Raw genomic sequence first — 15484 nt, 5'->3', positions numbered from 1 at the left:
CGTCAATGCCAACCCGTCCGATCGGAGGAGAGCCGGTGCGTGACTACTACTCGCCGGTGGCCGAGTTCTACGAGATGGTCGCCGCCCGACAGGCGACCAGCAGCGGACCGGCCCTGGCCGCCGCGCTCACCGGTGTCGACCCGTCAGCCGGGCCGGTCGTCGAGATCGGTGCCGGTACCGGTCGGGTCACCGAGATCATCGCCGCGGCGCTGCCGAGCGCGCGGATCGTGGCGGTCGAGCCGTCCACCGCGATGCGGGCGGTGCTGACCAGCCGGGTCGCGGCCGACGACGGGCTGCGGCAACGGGTCACCGTGGTCGACGCCGCCGCACCGGACCTGCCGCTGCCCGCCATCATCTGCGCCGCCGTGGTGTTCGGCGTCGCCGGTCACCTCGACGAAGCAGCGCGGATCCGACTGTGGCGGCTGCTACGGAGCCGGCTCGCGCCCGGCGGTGTGGTGGTGGTCGAGCTGATGGGCGTACGGCAGCCGCGGGAGATCCCGTCGGCGCTGTCGATCCGCGATTCGATCGGCCGGCACGACTACGAGTGGTGGGTCGCCGGTAGCCCGGCCGGCGGTGACCTGATGCGGTTCACCACCACCTGGCGGGTGTACCGCTCCGGTCGGTTGGTGCGTGAGGTGACCGACAGCTACGACTGGCACACCATCGACGGCGACCAGCTCGCCCGCGAGTCCGGCATGGTCAGCCGGCCCGCCGCCGCCGTCACCGGTGCCGGAGCTCCGGAGGTGGTCGTCCTTGCCACCGCATGATTCGACTACGGCCGCCCGCCGGACCCTGATCACGGTCAGCGTCGCTGCGGCTATCACCACGATGGACATCACCATCGTCAACGTCGCGTTGGCGGCGGTCGCCGCTGATCTGTCGGCTACTCTCCCGCAGCTGCAGTGGACGGTCAACGCGTACCCGCTGCTGTTCGCGGCCTTGCTGCTCGTCGGCGGATCGGTGTCGGACCGGCTCGGTCGGCGGCGGATCTTCGTCGCCGGCGTGGTGCTGTTCACCGTCGGTTCGCTGCTGTGCGGCGTTGCGCCTGACCCGGGGGTGTTGATCGCCGGCCGGGCGGTGCAGGGCATCGGTGGCGCGCTGATCTTCGCGCCCGCGTTGCCGTTGCTGGCGGCGGCCTACCCGGGGGAGCGGCGCAACGCCGCGATGGGAGTGTTCAGCGCGACCGCCGCCGTCTCCGCGGCCATCGCGCCGCTGGTCGGCGGTGCGCTGGTGTCGAGTCTCGGTTGGCGGGCCATCTTCCTGGTGAACCTGCTGCCCGGCGCGTTCGTGCTGTTCGGCGCGCTGCGCTGGCTGCCGGCCGCCGGTCGGCAGCGGGGCCGTCGGCTCGACCTCGCTGGGGCGGTCCTCGGGGTGCTGCTGCTCGGGGCGGTCAACCTGGCGGTCATCTCCGGCGCCGACGACGGATGGACGCGTCCGGTCACGCTGGTCGCCGCCGGCGTCGCGCTGGTCACCCTCGTGCTGTTCGTCGCCACCGAGCGGCGGGTCGCTGATCCGATGCTGCAACTGGCGTTGTTTCGGATCAGGGCCTTCACCGGGGTGAGCGTGCTGAGCTTCCTGACCCGGGCGGTCGGGTTCGGCACGATGCCGTACCTGGTGCTGTGGCTGCAGGGCATGCTCGGTTACTCGCCGCTGCAGGCCGGGCTGCAACTGTCCGCGTTGTCGGCGGCGATCGTGGCCGGCAGCCTCGTGGTGGCGCGGCTGCAGCACCGGTACGGCAACCGTACGGTCGTGGTCACCGGTTTCGTCGTCATCTGTGTGGGCTACCTGCTCGTCGCCCGGGTCGGCGCCGACTCGACATGGCTGGTCGCATTGCCGGGCCTGGTACTGATCGGCGCCGGCATGGGACTGCTGTTCGCGCCGCTGATGGGCATCTCGGTGTCGGTGGTACCGCCGCAGCGGGCGGGGATGGCCAGCGGTACGGCGAACGCGTTCTTCCCACTCGGCACGGCGGTCGGTGCCGCCGTCTTCGGCGCGGTGCTCGCCGGCCGGGTCGGCTCGGGGTTGTCTGACGACGCGATACGGACTGCCGGGGCGGCCGGGCCGACGGCCCAGCGGCTGCGGGATCTGACGTCGGCCGGGCGGTTCACCGACCTGCCGCCTGAGGTGGAGGTGCTGGCCCGAGTCGCGTTCGCCGAGGGCCTGGCCACGGTCTCCTGGGTGGCGGCCGGGGCGGCGGCCGTCGGAGTGGCGGTCGCGCTGGCGACGGTTCCGTCCCGACGTGACAAGCCGGACGTCGCCGTCGCGCGGACACCGGCGAGGGCCGACGTACGGCGACCGGACGGCGGCGACTGATCACGGAAGTCGGGCGATGTGGGTACCGGTCATCGTGCCACCGGTGCCCGGCACCCACATCACCACCGATCCTCCTCGCCACCATTATGATAATGGGAATCGTTATGTACAAGGGGGTTGGTGTCGTGAAGCAGTCGCCTGCGGAGCCCGGCCGATCCACCCGGCAGCGCAACGAGATCCTCACCCTGCTGGACGCGACCGCCGAGTTCCGCAGTGCTCAACAGCTGTACGCAGAGCTACGTGCCCAGGGCTCGACCGTTGGCCTGACCACCGTCTACCGGACCCTGCAGGTGTTCGCGAATGCCGGTCAGGTCGACGTGATGCACGGCGCGGGTGGCGAGCAGCTGTACCGCCGGTGCAGCCAGACCGAGCATCATCACCTGGTGTGCCGGCTCTGCGCCCGTACCGTCGAGGTGGCCGGGCCACCCACCCAGGAGTGGATCGGTCAGGTCGCCGATGAACACGGCTTCACCGACGTGAACTACATGCTCGAGCTCTTCGGGGTCTGCATCAACTGCGCCCGGCGCGGCGATGACTGAACGATCGGGCCCGACGGTGACGGCGGGCCGGTTCCGCGAGGTGATGCGCGCCTATCCGACCGGCGTCGTCGGGGTGACCGCCGCCACCGACCGAGGCCCCCGCGCCCTGCTGGTCGGCTCCTTCCTCTCCATTTCGCTGCGGCCGGCGCTGGTCGGGTTCTGCGTGGGGGAGCAGTCCACGACCTGGCCGGACATCCGACAGGCGGCCCGGTTCGGGATCGGCATTCTCGCGGCCGACCAGCAGGACCTCGGCAGAACGCTCGCCGCACCCGGCCCGCAACGCCTGGCCGGAGTGCCGTGGCGGCCGTCCAGTGCCGGTGTCCCGGTCCTCCCAGGCGTGCTCGCACATCTGGAATGTGTACCGGTCGTCGAGCACCCGGCCGGCGACCACACGCTCGTTGTCGCGGAAATCCGCTCCGCTGAGAGCCTTCGCGACCACCAACCGCTGATCTTCTTCCATCGCACCTTCGGCACCGTCACCGATGCCCGCAGCGGCGACCGACAGGTACGGTCCGGCTGATCGCCAGTCCCCGGCGGCGTAGCTGAACGCCGGATTATCGGCCGAGTACGACGTGCACAGGTTGCGCCCCTGGCCCGCCACGGACCACCTGAGGTTCAAGCGTAGAAGTCACCATAAAGGCTGAGCTACGCCAGCTCGCCGGCCATGACCCTCGCCGAGATCAACACCGCGGTCGAGGCGCTCTCCGGCATCGCTGACGTCCTACGCACCGCCGACCCCGTCGACAAGGCCCAGGTCTACCAGCAGCTCGGACTCAAGCTCACGTACAAACCAGGCCCCCGCATCATCGAAGCGGAGGCCAACCCTGATGGATCAGGTACCAGTTTGTGTCCGAGGGGGGACTTGAACCCCCACGCCCTATACGGGCACTAGCACCTCAAGCTAGCGCGTCTGCCATTCCGCCACCCGGACCTACCCGGACCACTCTACCGCCCCCATTCGGTAGGCCGACAGCCGGACGTCGACACCGTGGGGTCGGCGGCTGAGGGCCGCACGGGGCAAGACTGTACACGAACGGAGTGGATCATGCACAACCGTGCCGACGGGCGTTGCCGGCAGGCACGGCAGCTAACCGGACAGGAGCATCTGGATGGTGCCGGCCACTGCGGTCACCGCGTCGAGCGGGGCGTCCGCGAGCCGGCAGATCGCCACACCGAGCAGTAGCCAGGCTCCTCGGCGGCGCAACACGACCCGGACGGTGACATGGAACTCGACCGGCGGCAGGGGCCGGGCCGCCTGGCTTGCTCCGACGCTGCCATCGCCGCCGGCGTCCGCGCGGTGACCTGGTCCGCGTCGGCCTTGGCCTCCGACCGACCGTCGTCCGGTCGTCATGACCGATTCCGATGTCCGGCCGACCGGTCCCGGATCGACTGACGTGCCTCGGTAGCCGACATGCCGAACAGGTGCCTGAAGTCTCGGGCGAACTGGTCCGGACGGGAGTAGCCGTGCGCGGAAACGATCTCGTTGATGGCGGTCGACGACAGTTCCGGGTCGCGCAGGCTGCGGCGGCATTCCGTCAGCCGCAGTTTCTTGACGAGTTGCATCGGTGTCGTCCCGGTGTCTTCGAGAATCCTGTACAGGTAGCGGGCGAGATGCTGGCGGCTCCGGCGATTCCGACCAGGAACGCCGCGACGAGCCCGCGTCCCGGCATCCGTCTCGGTAGGATCGAGCCGACGAGTGGGCGTACCGCCGCCTCGGGCGCTGGCACGAGAGCCCGGGGGAAGGTCACCATTGCCAGCCTCATGGGGGTACGCCCGGGCACGTGCCGGGCATCCCAGGGGCGTGACGTGTCATAGAGCGCGATGTCCCGTGGGCGTAGCGTCCCTGGTTACCGTTCTGCTCGACCCGGAGCTCGCCGCTGACGAGGACGCAGACCCGGTAGGACTCCGGATCACTGGCCCGGATCAGCCGTTGCGTCCGGAGGGCCACGCCTTCGGTGTCGGACAGCCAGCTCGTCGCCTCGACCTCATATTGGCCGACCTGGGCGATCCGAATCGCGGCGGTCAGGGACAGCGACGAACGGCCACGGATCTCCACCGGCGCGACCTCGGCCGTCGCTTCGGTTCGGTAGTACTCGTAGCGGTCCAGGGGGGTGGACCGAACCGGTGTCGTAGAGGGTACGCACTGCAGATCACTTCCTGCTCGAAAACTCTGCTGACAAGAGAAGTGTCGGCACCGTGGACCGGGTGGAGTTGGCTGTGGATGCACAAATCACACTGTCGTACGTCGATATGCCGGCCGCCTTGCCGGTCCACCGTGTCGGCGTCAACGGCCGGCCAGGGGCAGGTCAGAGCATGTCAAGGGTCGTTGTGCCCCTGCCTGACAGGCACTGGAGCCCGGGAAAAACCGCAGCGGCCCCCCTACGATCGGTCGTGGACGTACCCCCTGATGAGGAGGAATCCGCTCGTGACTGCCGTGACCGATCAGCGCACCCCGACCTGGGCCGGCCGCGCCGGCGCGGACGACGGGCTGCTGCGGGTGCTCGCCGCGCCCGACGACGCCGAGCTGGCGCAGTTGGACGCCTGGTGGCGGGCCGCCAACTACCTGACCGTCGGGCAGATCTACCTGCGGGGCAACCCGCTGCTGCGCGAGCCACTCGCCCCGGAGCACATCAAGCCGCGGCTGCTCGGCCACTGGGGGACCAGCCCCGGCCTTTCGTTGATCTACGCCCACGTGTCCCGGTTGATCCGGCACACCGGCCAGCAGGCGATCTACCTCACCGGCCCCGGCCACGGCGGCCCGGCGCTGGTGGCCGCCGGCTACCTGGAGGGCACATACACCGAGATCTACCCGGACGTCACCCGCGACGAGGCCGGCATGCTGCGGCTGTTCCGGCAGTTTTCCAGCCCCGGCGGCATCCCCAGCCACGTCTCGGTCACCACCCCCGGCTCCATCCATGAGGGCGGCGAGCTGGGCTATGTCCTGGTGCACGCCTTCGGCGCGGTGATGGACAACCCGGACCTGCTGGCGGTCGCCGTGGTCGGTGACGGCGAGGCGGAGACCGGGCCGCTGGAAGGCTCCTGGAAGGGTGTGTCGTTCATCAACCCGGCCCACGACGGCGCCGTGCTGCCGATCCTGCACCTCAACGGCGCGAAGATCGCCGGTCCGACGGTGCTGGGACGCAAGGACCGCGGTGAGGTCCGTGCGCTGCTGGAAGGCCACGGGTACGAGGTCATCGAGGTCGAGGGCGACGACCTGCCCGGCATGCACTTGCGGTTCGCCGCCGCCCTCGCCGACGCCTGGGGCAGGATCCGCCGGATCCAGGAGGCCGCTCGCTGCGGCGACTGGGACGGCTCCCGTCCCCGCTGGCCGCTGATCATCCTGCGGTCGCCGAAGGGCTGGACCGGTCCGGAGCAGGTTGACGGCGTCACCGTCACCGGCACCTGGCGGTCGCACCAGGTGCCGCTGTCCGGCGTCCGGGACAACGCCGACCACCTGGCGATCCTGGAAACCTGGCTGCGCTCGTACCGCCCGGAGGAACTGTTCGGCGCCGACGGCGCGCCGACCGCGACGGTGACCGGCGTCAACCCCGACGGCGACCTGCGGATGAGCGCCAGCCCGCACGCCAACGGCGGCCTGCTGACCCGCGACCTGGACATGCCCGACTTCCGCGAGTACGCGGTCGACGTGCCGCAGCCGGCGCGGCTGCGCGCCGAGTCGACCCGCAAGCTCGGCGAGCTGATGCGTGACATCTACACCCGCAACCCGGACCGGTTCCGGCTGTTCTGCCCGGACGAGACGAATAGCAACCGGCTCGGCGCCGTCTTCGAGGTCTCCGACCGCGGCTTCATGGAGCAGGTGTATCCGACAGACACGGCGATCAGCCGGCACGGACGGGTGATGGAGGTGCTGTCCGAACACAACTGCCACGGCTGGCTGGAGGGCTACAACCTGACCGGCCGCCACGGCATGTTCGCCACCTACGAGGCGTTCGCCATGGTCAGCGCCTCGCAGACGGTGCAGCACGGCAAGTGGTTGCAGGAGGCGGCGCACCTGCCGTGGCGGGCCAAGGTGCCGAGCCTGAACATCCTGTTGACCTCGACGGCCTGGCGTAACGACCACAACGGCTTCTCCCACCAGGGGCCCGGGCTGATTCAGGTGGTGCTCAACCAGCGGGGCACGGTGTCGCGGGTCTACCTGCCGCCGGACGCCAACTGCCTGCTGTCGGTCGCCGACCACTGCCTGCGGTCCAGGTCGTACGTGAACCTGATCGTCATCGACAAGCAGCCGCAACTGCAGTGGCTGACCATGGACGAGGCGGTCGAGCACTGCGCCAAGGGTGCGGACATCTGGGAGTGGGCCGGCACCGACGACGGCAGCTCGGAGCCGGACATCGTGCTGGCCTGCGCCGGTGACGTGGTCACCATGGAGACGGTCGCCGCCGCGCAGATCCTCCGGCAGCGGCTGCCCGGCATGAAGGTCCGGGTGGTCAACGTGGTCAACCTGATGCGGCTGCCCCGGCCCAAGGACCACCCGCACGGCATGAGCGAGACGATGTTCACCGAGCTGTTCACCGACTCGGTCGACGTGGTGTTCGCCTTCCACGGCTACCCGGGGGCCATCCACCAGCTGGTGCACGGCCGGCCGGACGCCGACCGGTTCCGGGTGCGGGGCTTCATCGAGGAGGGCACCACCACCACCCCGTTCGACATGACGGTCCGCAACCGGGCGTCGCGCTACCACCTGGTGATGGACGCGATCAACAACGCCCGGCGGCTGCCACGCGGTGCCGCCGACCTGAAAGTCTGGTGCGAGCAGCAACTGGCCCGGCACGAGGCGTACGTGGTGGAGCACCTGGAGGACATGCCCGAGGTGCGGGACTGGTCGCTCGGTGACTGGGCCAACCAGGGCTGAGCGCGGGTACCCCGACTAGGCTGTCCACATGGCAGTGGTGAAGATCAACGCGATCGAGGTCCCCGACGGCGCCGGCGACGAGCTGGAGCGGCGGTTCGCCGCTCGCCAGGGGGCGGTGGAGAACGCGCCCGGGTTCCTGGCGTTCGAGCTGCTGCGCCCGGTCGCGGGGGAGGGCCGCTACTTCGTCTACACCCGCTGGGAGAGTGAGGAGGCCTACCAGGCGTGGGCGGCCGGCCCGGCCCGGCAGGCCCACGCCGCCGGGAACGGCGAACGGCCCCGCCCGCCGGTGGCGACCGGCGCCAGCCTGCTCGAGTTCGAGGTCGTGCAGTCGACAACCCGGTAAACGGGGTATAGCTGCCCACATGATGTGGCTGTGGGCGGTACCGGGTGGCGCGTTGATCGCCGTGGTGGTGGTCGACGTCTGGTTGACGATCCTGCACCCGGACGCGGAGGGCCCGCTCGCCGGCGCGGTCCGGCGGTCGGTGTGGCGGCTGTCGTCGTTCGCCGCGAACCGGCGTCGCCGACCCGAGCGTACGTTGCTGGTCTGGGCCGGGCCGGTGCTGGTGACCGGCACCTTCCTGGCCTGGATCGTGCCGCTGGTGTTCGGGGTCGCGTTGGTGGTGTGGCCGCACCTGGACGGCTACCACCGGGTCGCCGGTTACGGCCCGACCGGTTTCGACGACGCTCTGTACTTTTCCGCCGGCACCCTCACGGTGCTCGGCTACGGCGACCTCACCCCGGACACCTCGGCGCAGAAGCTGCTCGCGGTGTGCGTCGCGGCGCTCGGCTTCGCGTTGTTCGCCGCGCTGGCGACGTACCTGATCGAACTGATCACCGGGTTGACGGTGCGGAACCGGTTCGCGCTCGCCGTGCACGACCAGGTCCGCGGCAGCGACGGCGTCGGGCTGATCGTGCGCAGCCTGACCGCCGAAGGGGTCGCCGCCGCCCGGCAGCGCTGCGCGGACTGGGCGGCCGACCTGCGCGCGATCGACGACACCGTCCGGCGGTACCCGTTGGTGGCGCTCACCTACCGGCCGCGGCGGCCGGACTACGACCTCGAACCGGCTCTGGAACATGTCGTCGAGGCGACCGTCGCCGCGCTGCTCACCGCCCGCTGCGCCACCTGGCGTGGTCTCGGGCCACGGGCCGAAGAGTTGGCGTACGCGTTGCTGCGCGCCCAGGACACAATTGCCCGCCGCTACCTGGACGACACGGTCCTGGACGTCGACGACGACGCCGACCACGACGACGCCGACCAGATGCTGCGGCGCCTGCAGTCGCGGCTCGCCGCCGAGCTGGGTGACCGGTACGACCAGAAGACGAGCCGGGACGGGCTGGTCGGGGTGGTGTTGGCCCGGTCCGTACCGTTCCTGGCCGGTCTGCGGGGCTGGTCCGCCCCGTTGGTGACGCTGCGCGACGTCGACCGGTCCTCGGCCGGCACCGGTCAATGTGATTAGCTGGCCGCTGCCGACAAACCGATGGGAAGGAGATGTCGGACGTGTCCGACGCCCTGGTCAGCGCCGCGATCGTGATCGGATCGGCGGCTGCGGCGGCCCTCGCCGTCACCGTCGTCTACCGCATCCTCCGCTTCGCGGGCCGCCGCTCCACGCTGCTCACCGACATCTCCCGGCGCGCCTTCTGGCCGACGGCGATCATCGCCGCGCTGCTCGCCGCCCGCTTCACCATCCCGATCGCCACCACCAACGGCTGGCACGAGCCGGTGCAGCACGCGATCCTGCTGGCGACCATCGCCACCGGCGGCTGGCTGGTTGCCACCCTGCTCGGCCTGGCCGCCGACACCGCGCTGCGCCGATTCCCGATCGACGTCAACGACAACCTCGCCGCCCGCCGCGCGCACACCCAGATCACCGTGATCCGCCGGGTCGCCTTCGCCGTCGTCGGCGTGCTCACCGTCGGCGCGATGCTGATCACCTTCCCCGGGGCCCGAGCCGCCGGCGCCAGCGTGCTGGCCTCCGCCGGTCTGGTCGGTGTGGTTGCCGCGCTCGCCGCGCAGAGCACCCTCGGCAACATCTTCGCCGGTCTGCAGCTCGCCTTCGGCGACGCGCTGCGCCTCGACGACGTGGTCGTCGTCGAGGGCGAGTGGGGCCGCATCGAGGAGATGACTCTCGGCTACGTGGTGGTGAAGATCTGGGACGAGCGCCGGCTGATCCTGCCGTCGAACTACTTCACCACCACGCCGTTCCAGAACTGGACCCGGACCGCGTCGTCGGTGCTCGGCACCGCCGAGATCGACGTCGACTGGAGCCTGCCGGTCGAGTCGATGCGTCAGGAACTGCGCCGCATCGTCGAGTCGGAGGCAGCCGCGCCGCTGTGGGACGGCCGGGTCTGCGGGCTGCAGGTGACCGGGGCCACCGACGGCAACATCCGGACCCGCGCGCTCGTGTCGGCGGCGAACTCGTCCGCCTTGTGGGACCTGCGGTGCCTGGTCAGAGAGCAACTGGTGGCCTGGGTGCAGGAACAGCATCCGCAGTCGCGGCCCCGAGTCCGCGCCGAGGTCGGCGGCCACGACGGTGGTACGTCGCACCCGGCGGCCCCGCTGCAGCGGGTCAACCTGTCCGACCCCGCTGCGGTCGAGACCACCCCCGGCGTCGGTGACCAGAACTCGTCCGCCGACCACCGTTAGCAGCACCTACGCCACGGGGTCGAACCGGTGGGAACTTCCGCGCCGCCATGTCCGACTCAACTATCGGAAGACCCCGAACGGGGAGACAAGCGCCGCTACCGGGTGGCCCCGGTAGCCGGCCCACCCTTCGTATCCGAACAGGGAGAACACGACACGTGAACATCAACGGATCGGACCGCTGGCGTACCGCTTTCGCGGTGGTCGGCTTCGCGGCGGTCGGCGTCCTCGCCGGCTGCGGCGACGACTCGTCCAGCTCCACCGACGCCGCCGACACGTCCACGGAGCCGTCGGCGTCTGCCTCCGCGATGTCCGACGGGATGGACGGGATGGACGGGATGGACGGGATGATGATGAACGACCCGTCCGCCACGCCGGCCGATCAGATCGACGGTGCCGTGGAGGCCCCATTCGCCCTACTCGACACCCGGCCACCGGGCACCGACGACGCTGCCGGGACCGCCTGGCTGGCGCAGACCGACGACGGTACGACAGTCACCGTCACCATGACCGGGCTGGAACCCGGCGCACAGTACATGGGCCACCTGCACGCCCAGGAGTGCGCCGCCGACAACGGCGGACCGCACTTCAAGTTCGACGAGAGCGGCCCGGAGACCCCGCCCAACGAGGTCCACCTCGGCTTCACCGCCGCCGCCGACGGCACCGGCACCGCGACCGTCACCAACGAGCAGCAGGTCGGCGACGCCGCCAAGTCGGTGGTCATCCACCCGATGGAGACCATGGACAACCGCCTGGCATGCGCCGACTTCTGAGCCACGCCACGGCCCTGGCCTGCGCGGGGGTGGCGGCGGTCACGTTCGCCGCTCCCGCGTGGGCGCACACCGAGCTGGTCTCCGCCGCCCCCGGGCCGGGCGACGAGGTCGCCCCCGGTGTGGCGACCATCGCGTTGACGTTCGGCCCGCTGTCCGGCACCGGCGAACGGCGGATCACCGTCACCGGCCCCGACGACACCGCTGTCGCGGTGGGGGAGGCGGTCGTGGTCAACGCGAAGACCCTGTGCGCCGCCGTCGACCCGCTGACCACCGGCGTACACGCGCTCGACTACCAGGCGACGTCGGCCGACGGGCACGCGATCAGCGGCAAGTTCTACTTCGAGGTCGTCGCCGGCGGCACCGACAGCGCCGACCCGGCCGAGTGTGCCCGAGCGGTGCTGCCCGCACCGGGTGCTGCGGCGGCCGAGCCGGCCGGCTCCGGGCAGGCTGACCGAGGCGTCGGGCAGCTGCAGGCCGTGCTGATCGGGGTCGCGGCAGGCGGCAGCGGACTGCTCGTCATGCTGCTCGCCGGCTGGCTGCTCCGCCGCCGGGCCGAGCGACGCCCGGCAGGCTGACCGACGACGTCACCCGTAGCCGGCCGGCCCCAGCCCGGCCTGCCGGGCTACGGGTGACGCCTGCCAGCCGGGCTCAGCCCGTGCGGTCGCGCAGCAGCGCCACCGCCTCGTCGGCGCGACCCTGCCGAGCCAGCAGGGTCACCAACAGACCCACCCCGTGCCAGTCGTCGGCGCCCACCCCGGCCTGCAGCAACGCGATCGCCTCGTTGACGTCGCCCCGCCCGGCAAGCACCGTCGCCAGCTCGGTCCGAGCCGACGGCTCGCCCTTGTCCGCCGCCAGCCGCCAGAAGTGCTCCGCCTCGGCCTGCTCACCCTGGGCGTACAGCAGGGTCGCCAGCCGCGACGCCGCATGCCAGTCGCCGCTGGCCGCCAGGGTCCGCAGCTGGTCCAAATGCCCCCGGTCGGCGAGCAGATCGACCAGAATGCGCCCGGCCGGCGACTCACCGGCCGCCGCCAGGTCCCGCAGGTATCCGGTCGGGTCGGGCAACGCCTCCATGCCCGGTGACTCCGGTCCGGCCGCCCGGCTGCCACCGAACTCCCGCTGCAGCTGGTCGTCGAGGTCGTCGGCGAGGCGGAGCATCGCCCGGATCGCCAGCAGCAGCTGGGTGGGCTGGAAGTCGACACCGAAGACCGGGATCGACGCCCACACCGTGTCGCCGGTGCAGTAGATCCGGCCGACCGGCATCGTCACGGTCAGCTCGGTCAACCGCCGCAGCAGCGCCTCGGACGGCTGCACCCCGGTCAGCAGCGGCGAGAAGACCTCCACCAGCGGTGGGTCCTCCTGCGCGCGTACCAGGATCATCGCCGAACCGGCGCGGATGCCGATGTCGCCGTCGGAGTCCAGCTGCAACTGGTCCACGGTGGTCCTCAGCAGCTCCGCGACGACCAGCTTGACCTGGCCGGTCAGCTTGTCCCCGGCGGACACCGCGCCGGCCGCAGCCCCGGTGACGGCACCGTCGGCGGGCGGGTCGACCGGCTGCCCGACCACCGGCCGGGCGGCGAGCGCCGCCGCCAGCCGGGTCCGCGCCGGCAGCGGCACCGACGTGGTGGTCTCGGCCGGACGGGCGGCCAGCGCCGCGACCAGCCGGGACAGGAAACCGTCACGGGCATTCATCGCCAGGCTCCCGTACAGGTGAATCCAGGTCGGCGGCGGGGCGGTGCGTGATCGACGGCGGCGGCGTGCCCCGGTCCACCACCCGGACCTGGTCGAACATCCGCGCGATGAACAGCGGCGCGGCGACGCCGAAGACGAACGTCGCGAACGCGGTGGTGGCCACCCCACCGGCCGCCGCTGCGGCGGCCAGCCCGGTGCCCGCGACGGCCCGCAACGTGACGGCGAAGATGATGATGGGCTGGTCCGCCCGGGTACGCCACGGCCACTGCCAACGCCCCTTCGACTCGGTGGTCGGGCGCATCATGGCGTAGAGATTGAGCGCTTCGGCGACCACGCTGCCGACCAGTCCCCACGTCGCTGCGATCCACAGAGGCACGTCCCCACTCTACTGATCGTGGTCGCCCGTTCACGTGCGGGGACCGACCTGATCGACCTCGCTACCGTGAGTCGACCGGTCACTCTCGCAACGGTAACCGAGCCGGGCAACGAACCCGGCGAACATCGATCCGGCCGCCGATGTACGTGCGGTGCTGCCGGCACCGGACGCCGCGGCGGCCGAGCCAGTTGGCCCGGCCGCCCCGTTACCGCTGTCTGTGCACGGCGTCGGTCAGTCGTCGGCGTCGCTGGTGCTCTTCGGACCCTGGTTCAGCAGTCCGCCGAGAGCGCTGACGCTGTCGGCGACCTGACCGGCGGGCACGGCCTTCGAGATGGCTTCGACGGCGATCTGCGCCATCTTCTGCATGTGCTCGGTTGCCGTCTTCATCGCGTCGCTGGCGCGTTGGGCGGCGGCCTGGTCGTTGCCGCCCGCCAACTCCAGGCCCTTGCTGAGAAGTTGGCTGATCTCGGACATCCCGCTCATGTCGCGGAACAGGTTGGCGGATGAAATGGTCCGCAGCGTCGCGTCCATTCCGGTGGGGGCGGGCAACGCCGGCACCACCTGGAGCTTGGCCTCGCTCGGGGCCAGGGCCGCCACCTTGACGTCGACGTCCCGCGCCCGACCGCCGGTGGCGACGGGGGCGATGTCGGTGGGCAGGATCGGGATCGGCGAGTCCTTCCAGTTCCAGAACCGGGTGAGGTCGATCTTCTCGGCGGAGTTGGACCGGCCCAGGACCGCCTCGGCGAAGACGCCGTTGGTGGCGATGCCGACGACACTCGTCACCTCGGGGCCGAGACTGCAGGGGTGTGGCCGGTTGGCCGCCCGGCGGGCGCTGACCCAGTCCAGGCGCTCCTCCTCGGTGGCGAAGTTCCACCGGAAACCGAGGTAGTTGCCGGTCACCGCGACCGGTTTTGGATCGAGCCGCACCCCGAGCGGCACCGTGTCGGCCTTGCCTCCCGGCGGGGTGTACGTGTAGTTGGCCAGGATGCGGCTGAGCGTCAACTCGTCGGCGTTGGCCCAGACCGCCTGGCTGTAGTGCCGGCGGTTGTCGTTGAGGTGGTCGAGGACGTCCTGCGACACCATTCCGCCGCGTACGTGGAACCCGAGCGCCGTGAGGTAGGTGCGGGTGGCGCCGGCCGCCTCCGACGGCTGGGTGACCAGCGTCGACCCGTGCAGGCCGCACAGGATGGCACCGCCGGTGTCCTCGGTGTAGTCCGCCGGGGTGGTCGAGCCGACCGCCGATCCGAAGTCGACCACGCCGGACTGCATGGTCAGCCGCATCCCGGTGAGGCAGCCGCTGCCGCCCGCGCTGTCGGTCCAGTAGCTCACCGACAGCAGCTTGTCGCCGGCGGCGAAGGTGTGGGTCTTGTCGGCGCTTCCGGAGCCACGCGTGTCGCCGCAGCGGAAGGTCTGGCCGGGCGTGCTGAGTGAGACGGCCTGAATGCCGGCGCTGTCCCACCAGACGTCGATCCTGGTGGCCGAGCCCGCCTCGGCTTTGGGCTGGTCGTCGACGGTGTACCGGATGCCGCGGTGGGCGTGCAGCAGACCGGCGGGCAACCGGTCGACCGGGGCACCGTTGGCCGTCTGCGGCGTCGTCCAGGTCGACGTGCCGGGCTTGACGACGAGCAGCGTGTTGTCCTCCGTGACGCCCCAGATAGCACCGTCCGGTGCCGCGACCATCCGGGCCAACCTGCTGGTGGCGGGCGTGCGCTTCTGCCAGCCCTGACTGCCGGGTTCGTCGGTGAGTTCCTCCGTCCTGCCGTCCGGAAATCGGCCCCAGAGTTTGTTTGCGCCGAGCACCACGATGTCCTTCATCCCACTGACCCTGAACTGGTCGGTCAGGGTGCCAGGCCCGGAAAGGCGGTAGGTCGTGTCGTCGGTGCCCAGCATGTACGCGCTGTCGTCCGGCCCGCAGGCGATGTGGTGCGCGGAGGAATTTGGCTGGTGAACCTTCCAGGTCGTTCCGTCGAACACCACGGAGTAGTCGTTCTCCACCTGTATCGCCCAGACCACGCTCCTGCCCGGCGCGATTGCCTTCAACCGGCCACTGGCCAGCCCGTTGGTCGGCATTGCGTCCCACTTCTTGGTGCCCGGGTTGTACCGGACCGGTGCGCTGTCGGACTTGCGTACGCCGTAGACGCCCATGCTCGACTCGGCTATGTCGATCAACTCCACGCCCTGGGTGGCCGGCAAACATTCAGGTGGTGCGCGCTGGGATTCCGCGTGGTGGCATAGCGTGATGGCCGGTTGGTTGGTGGCCGCCGGCTGATGTTGACCTGG

At 70.8% G+C, this 15484-nt stretch carries 16 protein-coding genes and 1 tRNA gene; 10 read left to right on the top strand and 7 right to left on the bottom strand.

Annotated features, from left to right (window positions below):
* Nucleotides 1-35 precede the first annotated feature (35 nt).
* The 4 genes from ACXAHD_RS07085 to ACXAHD_RS07070 all read left to right on the top strand — a co-directional run bounded on the left by ACXAHD_RS07085 (nt 36) and on the right by ACXAHD_RS07070 (nt 3372).
* Nucleotides 36-767, top strand: a complete 732-nt coding sequence (locus tag ACXAHD_RS07085; protein ID WP_475049276.1) for a methyltransferase domain-containing protein — start codon at nt 36-38, stop codon at nt 765-767.
* Nucleotides 754-2313 (top strand): MFS transporter, encoded by a 1560-nt coding sequence (locus ACXAHD_RS07080; RefSeq protein ID WP_475049272.1) that lies wholly within the window; start codon nt 754-756, stop codon nt 2311-2313. The genes ACXAHD_RS07085 and ACXAHD_RS07080 overlap by 14 nt, the downstream gene beginning before the upstream one ends.
* Nucleotides 2314-2438: 125 nt before the next feature.
* The gene (locus ACXAHD_RS07075; RefSeq protein ID WP_289212961.1) at nt 2439-2852 is read left to right on the top strand and encodes a Fur family transcriptional regulator; all 414 of its coding nucleotides are present in this window, start codon (nt 2439-2441) and stop codon (nt 2850-2852) included.
* Nucleotides 2845-3372: a flavin reductase family protein gene (locus tag ACXAHD_RS07070; RefSeq protein WP_281555142.1), complete on the top strand. Its 528-nt coding sequence runs from the start codon at nt 2845-2847 to the stop codon at nt 3370-3372. The genes ACXAHD_RS07075 and ACXAHD_RS07070 overlap by 8 nt, the downstream gene beginning before the upstream one ends.
* A 327-nt stretch (nt 3373-3699) precedes the next feature.
* Here ACXAHD_RS07070 and ACXAHD_RS07065 read toward each other — a convergent pair.
* The 4 genes from ACXAHD_RS07065 to ACXAHD_RS07050 all read right to left on the bottom strand — a co-directional run bounded on the left by ACXAHD_RS07065 (nt 3700) and on the right by ACXAHD_RS07050 (nt 4908).
* Nucleotides 3700-3783, bottom strand: a tRNA-Leu gene (locus tag ACXAHD_RS07065).
* Between the two features lie 156 nt (nt 3784-3939).
* A complete protein-coding gene (locus ACXAHD_RS07060; protein WP_281555141.1) occupies nt 3940-4203 on the bottom strand; it encodes a hypothetical protein in 264 nt (87 codons plus the stop codon).
* Nucleotides 4200-4451, bottom strand: coding sequence for a helix-turn-helix domain-containing protein (locus tag ACXAHD_RS07055; protein ID WP_281555597.1), 252 nt, complete (start codon nt 4449-4451; stop codon nt 4200-4202). Before ACXAHD_RS07055 ends, ACXAHD_RS07060 begins: the two co-directional genes overlap by 4 nt.
* A gap of 160 nt (nt 4452-4611) precedes the next feature.
* Complete coding sequence (locus tag ACXAHD_RS07050) at nt 4612-4908, bottom strand: hypothetical protein (RefSeq protein WP_289212960.1); 297 nt, start codon at nt 4906-4908, stop codon at nt 4612-4614.
* Nucleotides 4909-5259: 351 nt separating this feature from the next.
* Here ACXAHD_RS07050 and ACXAHD_RS07045 point away from each other — a divergent pair, with 351 nt between their 5' ends.
* The 6 genes from ACXAHD_RS07045 (at nt 5260) to ACXAHD_RS07020 (ending at nt 11714) form a co-directional block, all read left to right on the top strand.
* Complete coding sequence (locus ACXAHD_RS07045; RefSeq protein WP_475049260.1) at nt 5260-7725, top strand: phosphoketolase family protein; 2466 nt, start codon at nt 5260-5262, stop codon at nt 7723-7725.
* Nucleotides 7726-7753: 28 nt separating this feature from the next.
* Nucleotides 7754-8068 (top strand): antibiotic biosynthesis monooxygenase family protein, encoded by a 315-nt coding sequence (locus tag ACXAHD_RS07040; protein WP_475049255.1) that lies wholly within the window; start codon nt 7754-7756, stop codon nt 8066-8068.
* A gap of 19 nt (nt 8069-8087) precedes the next feature.
* Nucleotides 8088-9182, top strand: coding sequence for a potassium channel family protein (locus ACXAHD_RS07035; protein ID WP_475049252.1), 1095 nt, complete (start codon nt 8088-8090; stop codon nt 9180-9182).
* A gap of 32 nt (nt 9183-9214) precedes the next feature.
* On the top strand, nt 9215-10369 hold the full coding sequence (locus tag ACXAHD_RS07030; protein ID WP_281567341.1) for a mechanosensitive ion channel family protein: 1155 nt from the start codon (nt 9215-9217) through the stop codon (nt 10367-10369).
* A 155-nt stretch (nt 10370-10524) separates the two neighbouring features.
* Nucleotides 10525-11139, top strand: coding sequence for a hypothetical protein (locus ACXAHD_RS07025; RefSeq protein ID WP_289212957.1), 615 nt, complete (start codon nt 10525-10527; stop codon nt 11137-11139).
* Nucleotides 11124-11714: a copper resistance CopC family protein gene (locus ACXAHD_RS07020; RefSeq protein WP_289212956.1), complete on the top strand. Its 591-nt coding sequence runs from the start codon at nt 11124-11126 to the stop codon at nt 11712-11714. The genes ACXAHD_RS07025 and ACXAHD_RS07020 overlap by 16 nt, the downstream gene beginning before the upstream one ends.
* Before the next feature lie 73 nt (nt 11715-11787).
* On the opposite strand, the gene ACXAHD_RS07015 is transcribed toward ACXAHD_RS07020, so the two are convergent.
* The 3 genes from ACXAHD_RS07015 to ACXAHD_RS07005 form a co-directional block, all read right to left on the bottom strand.
* Entirely contained in the window at nt 11788-12828 is a 1041-nt protein-coding gene (locus ACXAHD_RS07015) for a T3SS (YopN, CesT) and YbjN peptide-binding chaperone 1 (RefSeq protein ID WP_353850338.1), read from the bottom strand.
* On the bottom strand, nt 12815-13204 hold the full coding sequence (locus ACXAHD_RS07010; protein ID WP_282230977.1) for a hypothetical protein: 390 nt from the start codon (nt 13202-13204) through the stop codon (nt 12815-12817). The genes ACXAHD_RS07015 and ACXAHD_RS07010 overlap by 14 nt, the downstream gene beginning before the upstream one ends.
* Nucleotides 13205-13435: 231 nt before the next feature.
* Nucleotides 13436-15397, bottom strand: a complete 1962-nt coding sequence (locus ACXAHD_RS07005; protein WP_475049247.1) for a hypothetical protein — start codon at nt 15395-15397, stop codon at nt 13436-13438.
* Between the last annotated feature and the right edge of the window lie 87 nt (nt 15398-15484).

It is taken from the genome of Micromonospora sp. ABR4_055, from assembly GCF_056160425.1.
The sequence above is the reverse complement of the archived record's forward strand: the minus strand, read 5'-3'. Positions and strand labels throughout refer to the sequence as shown.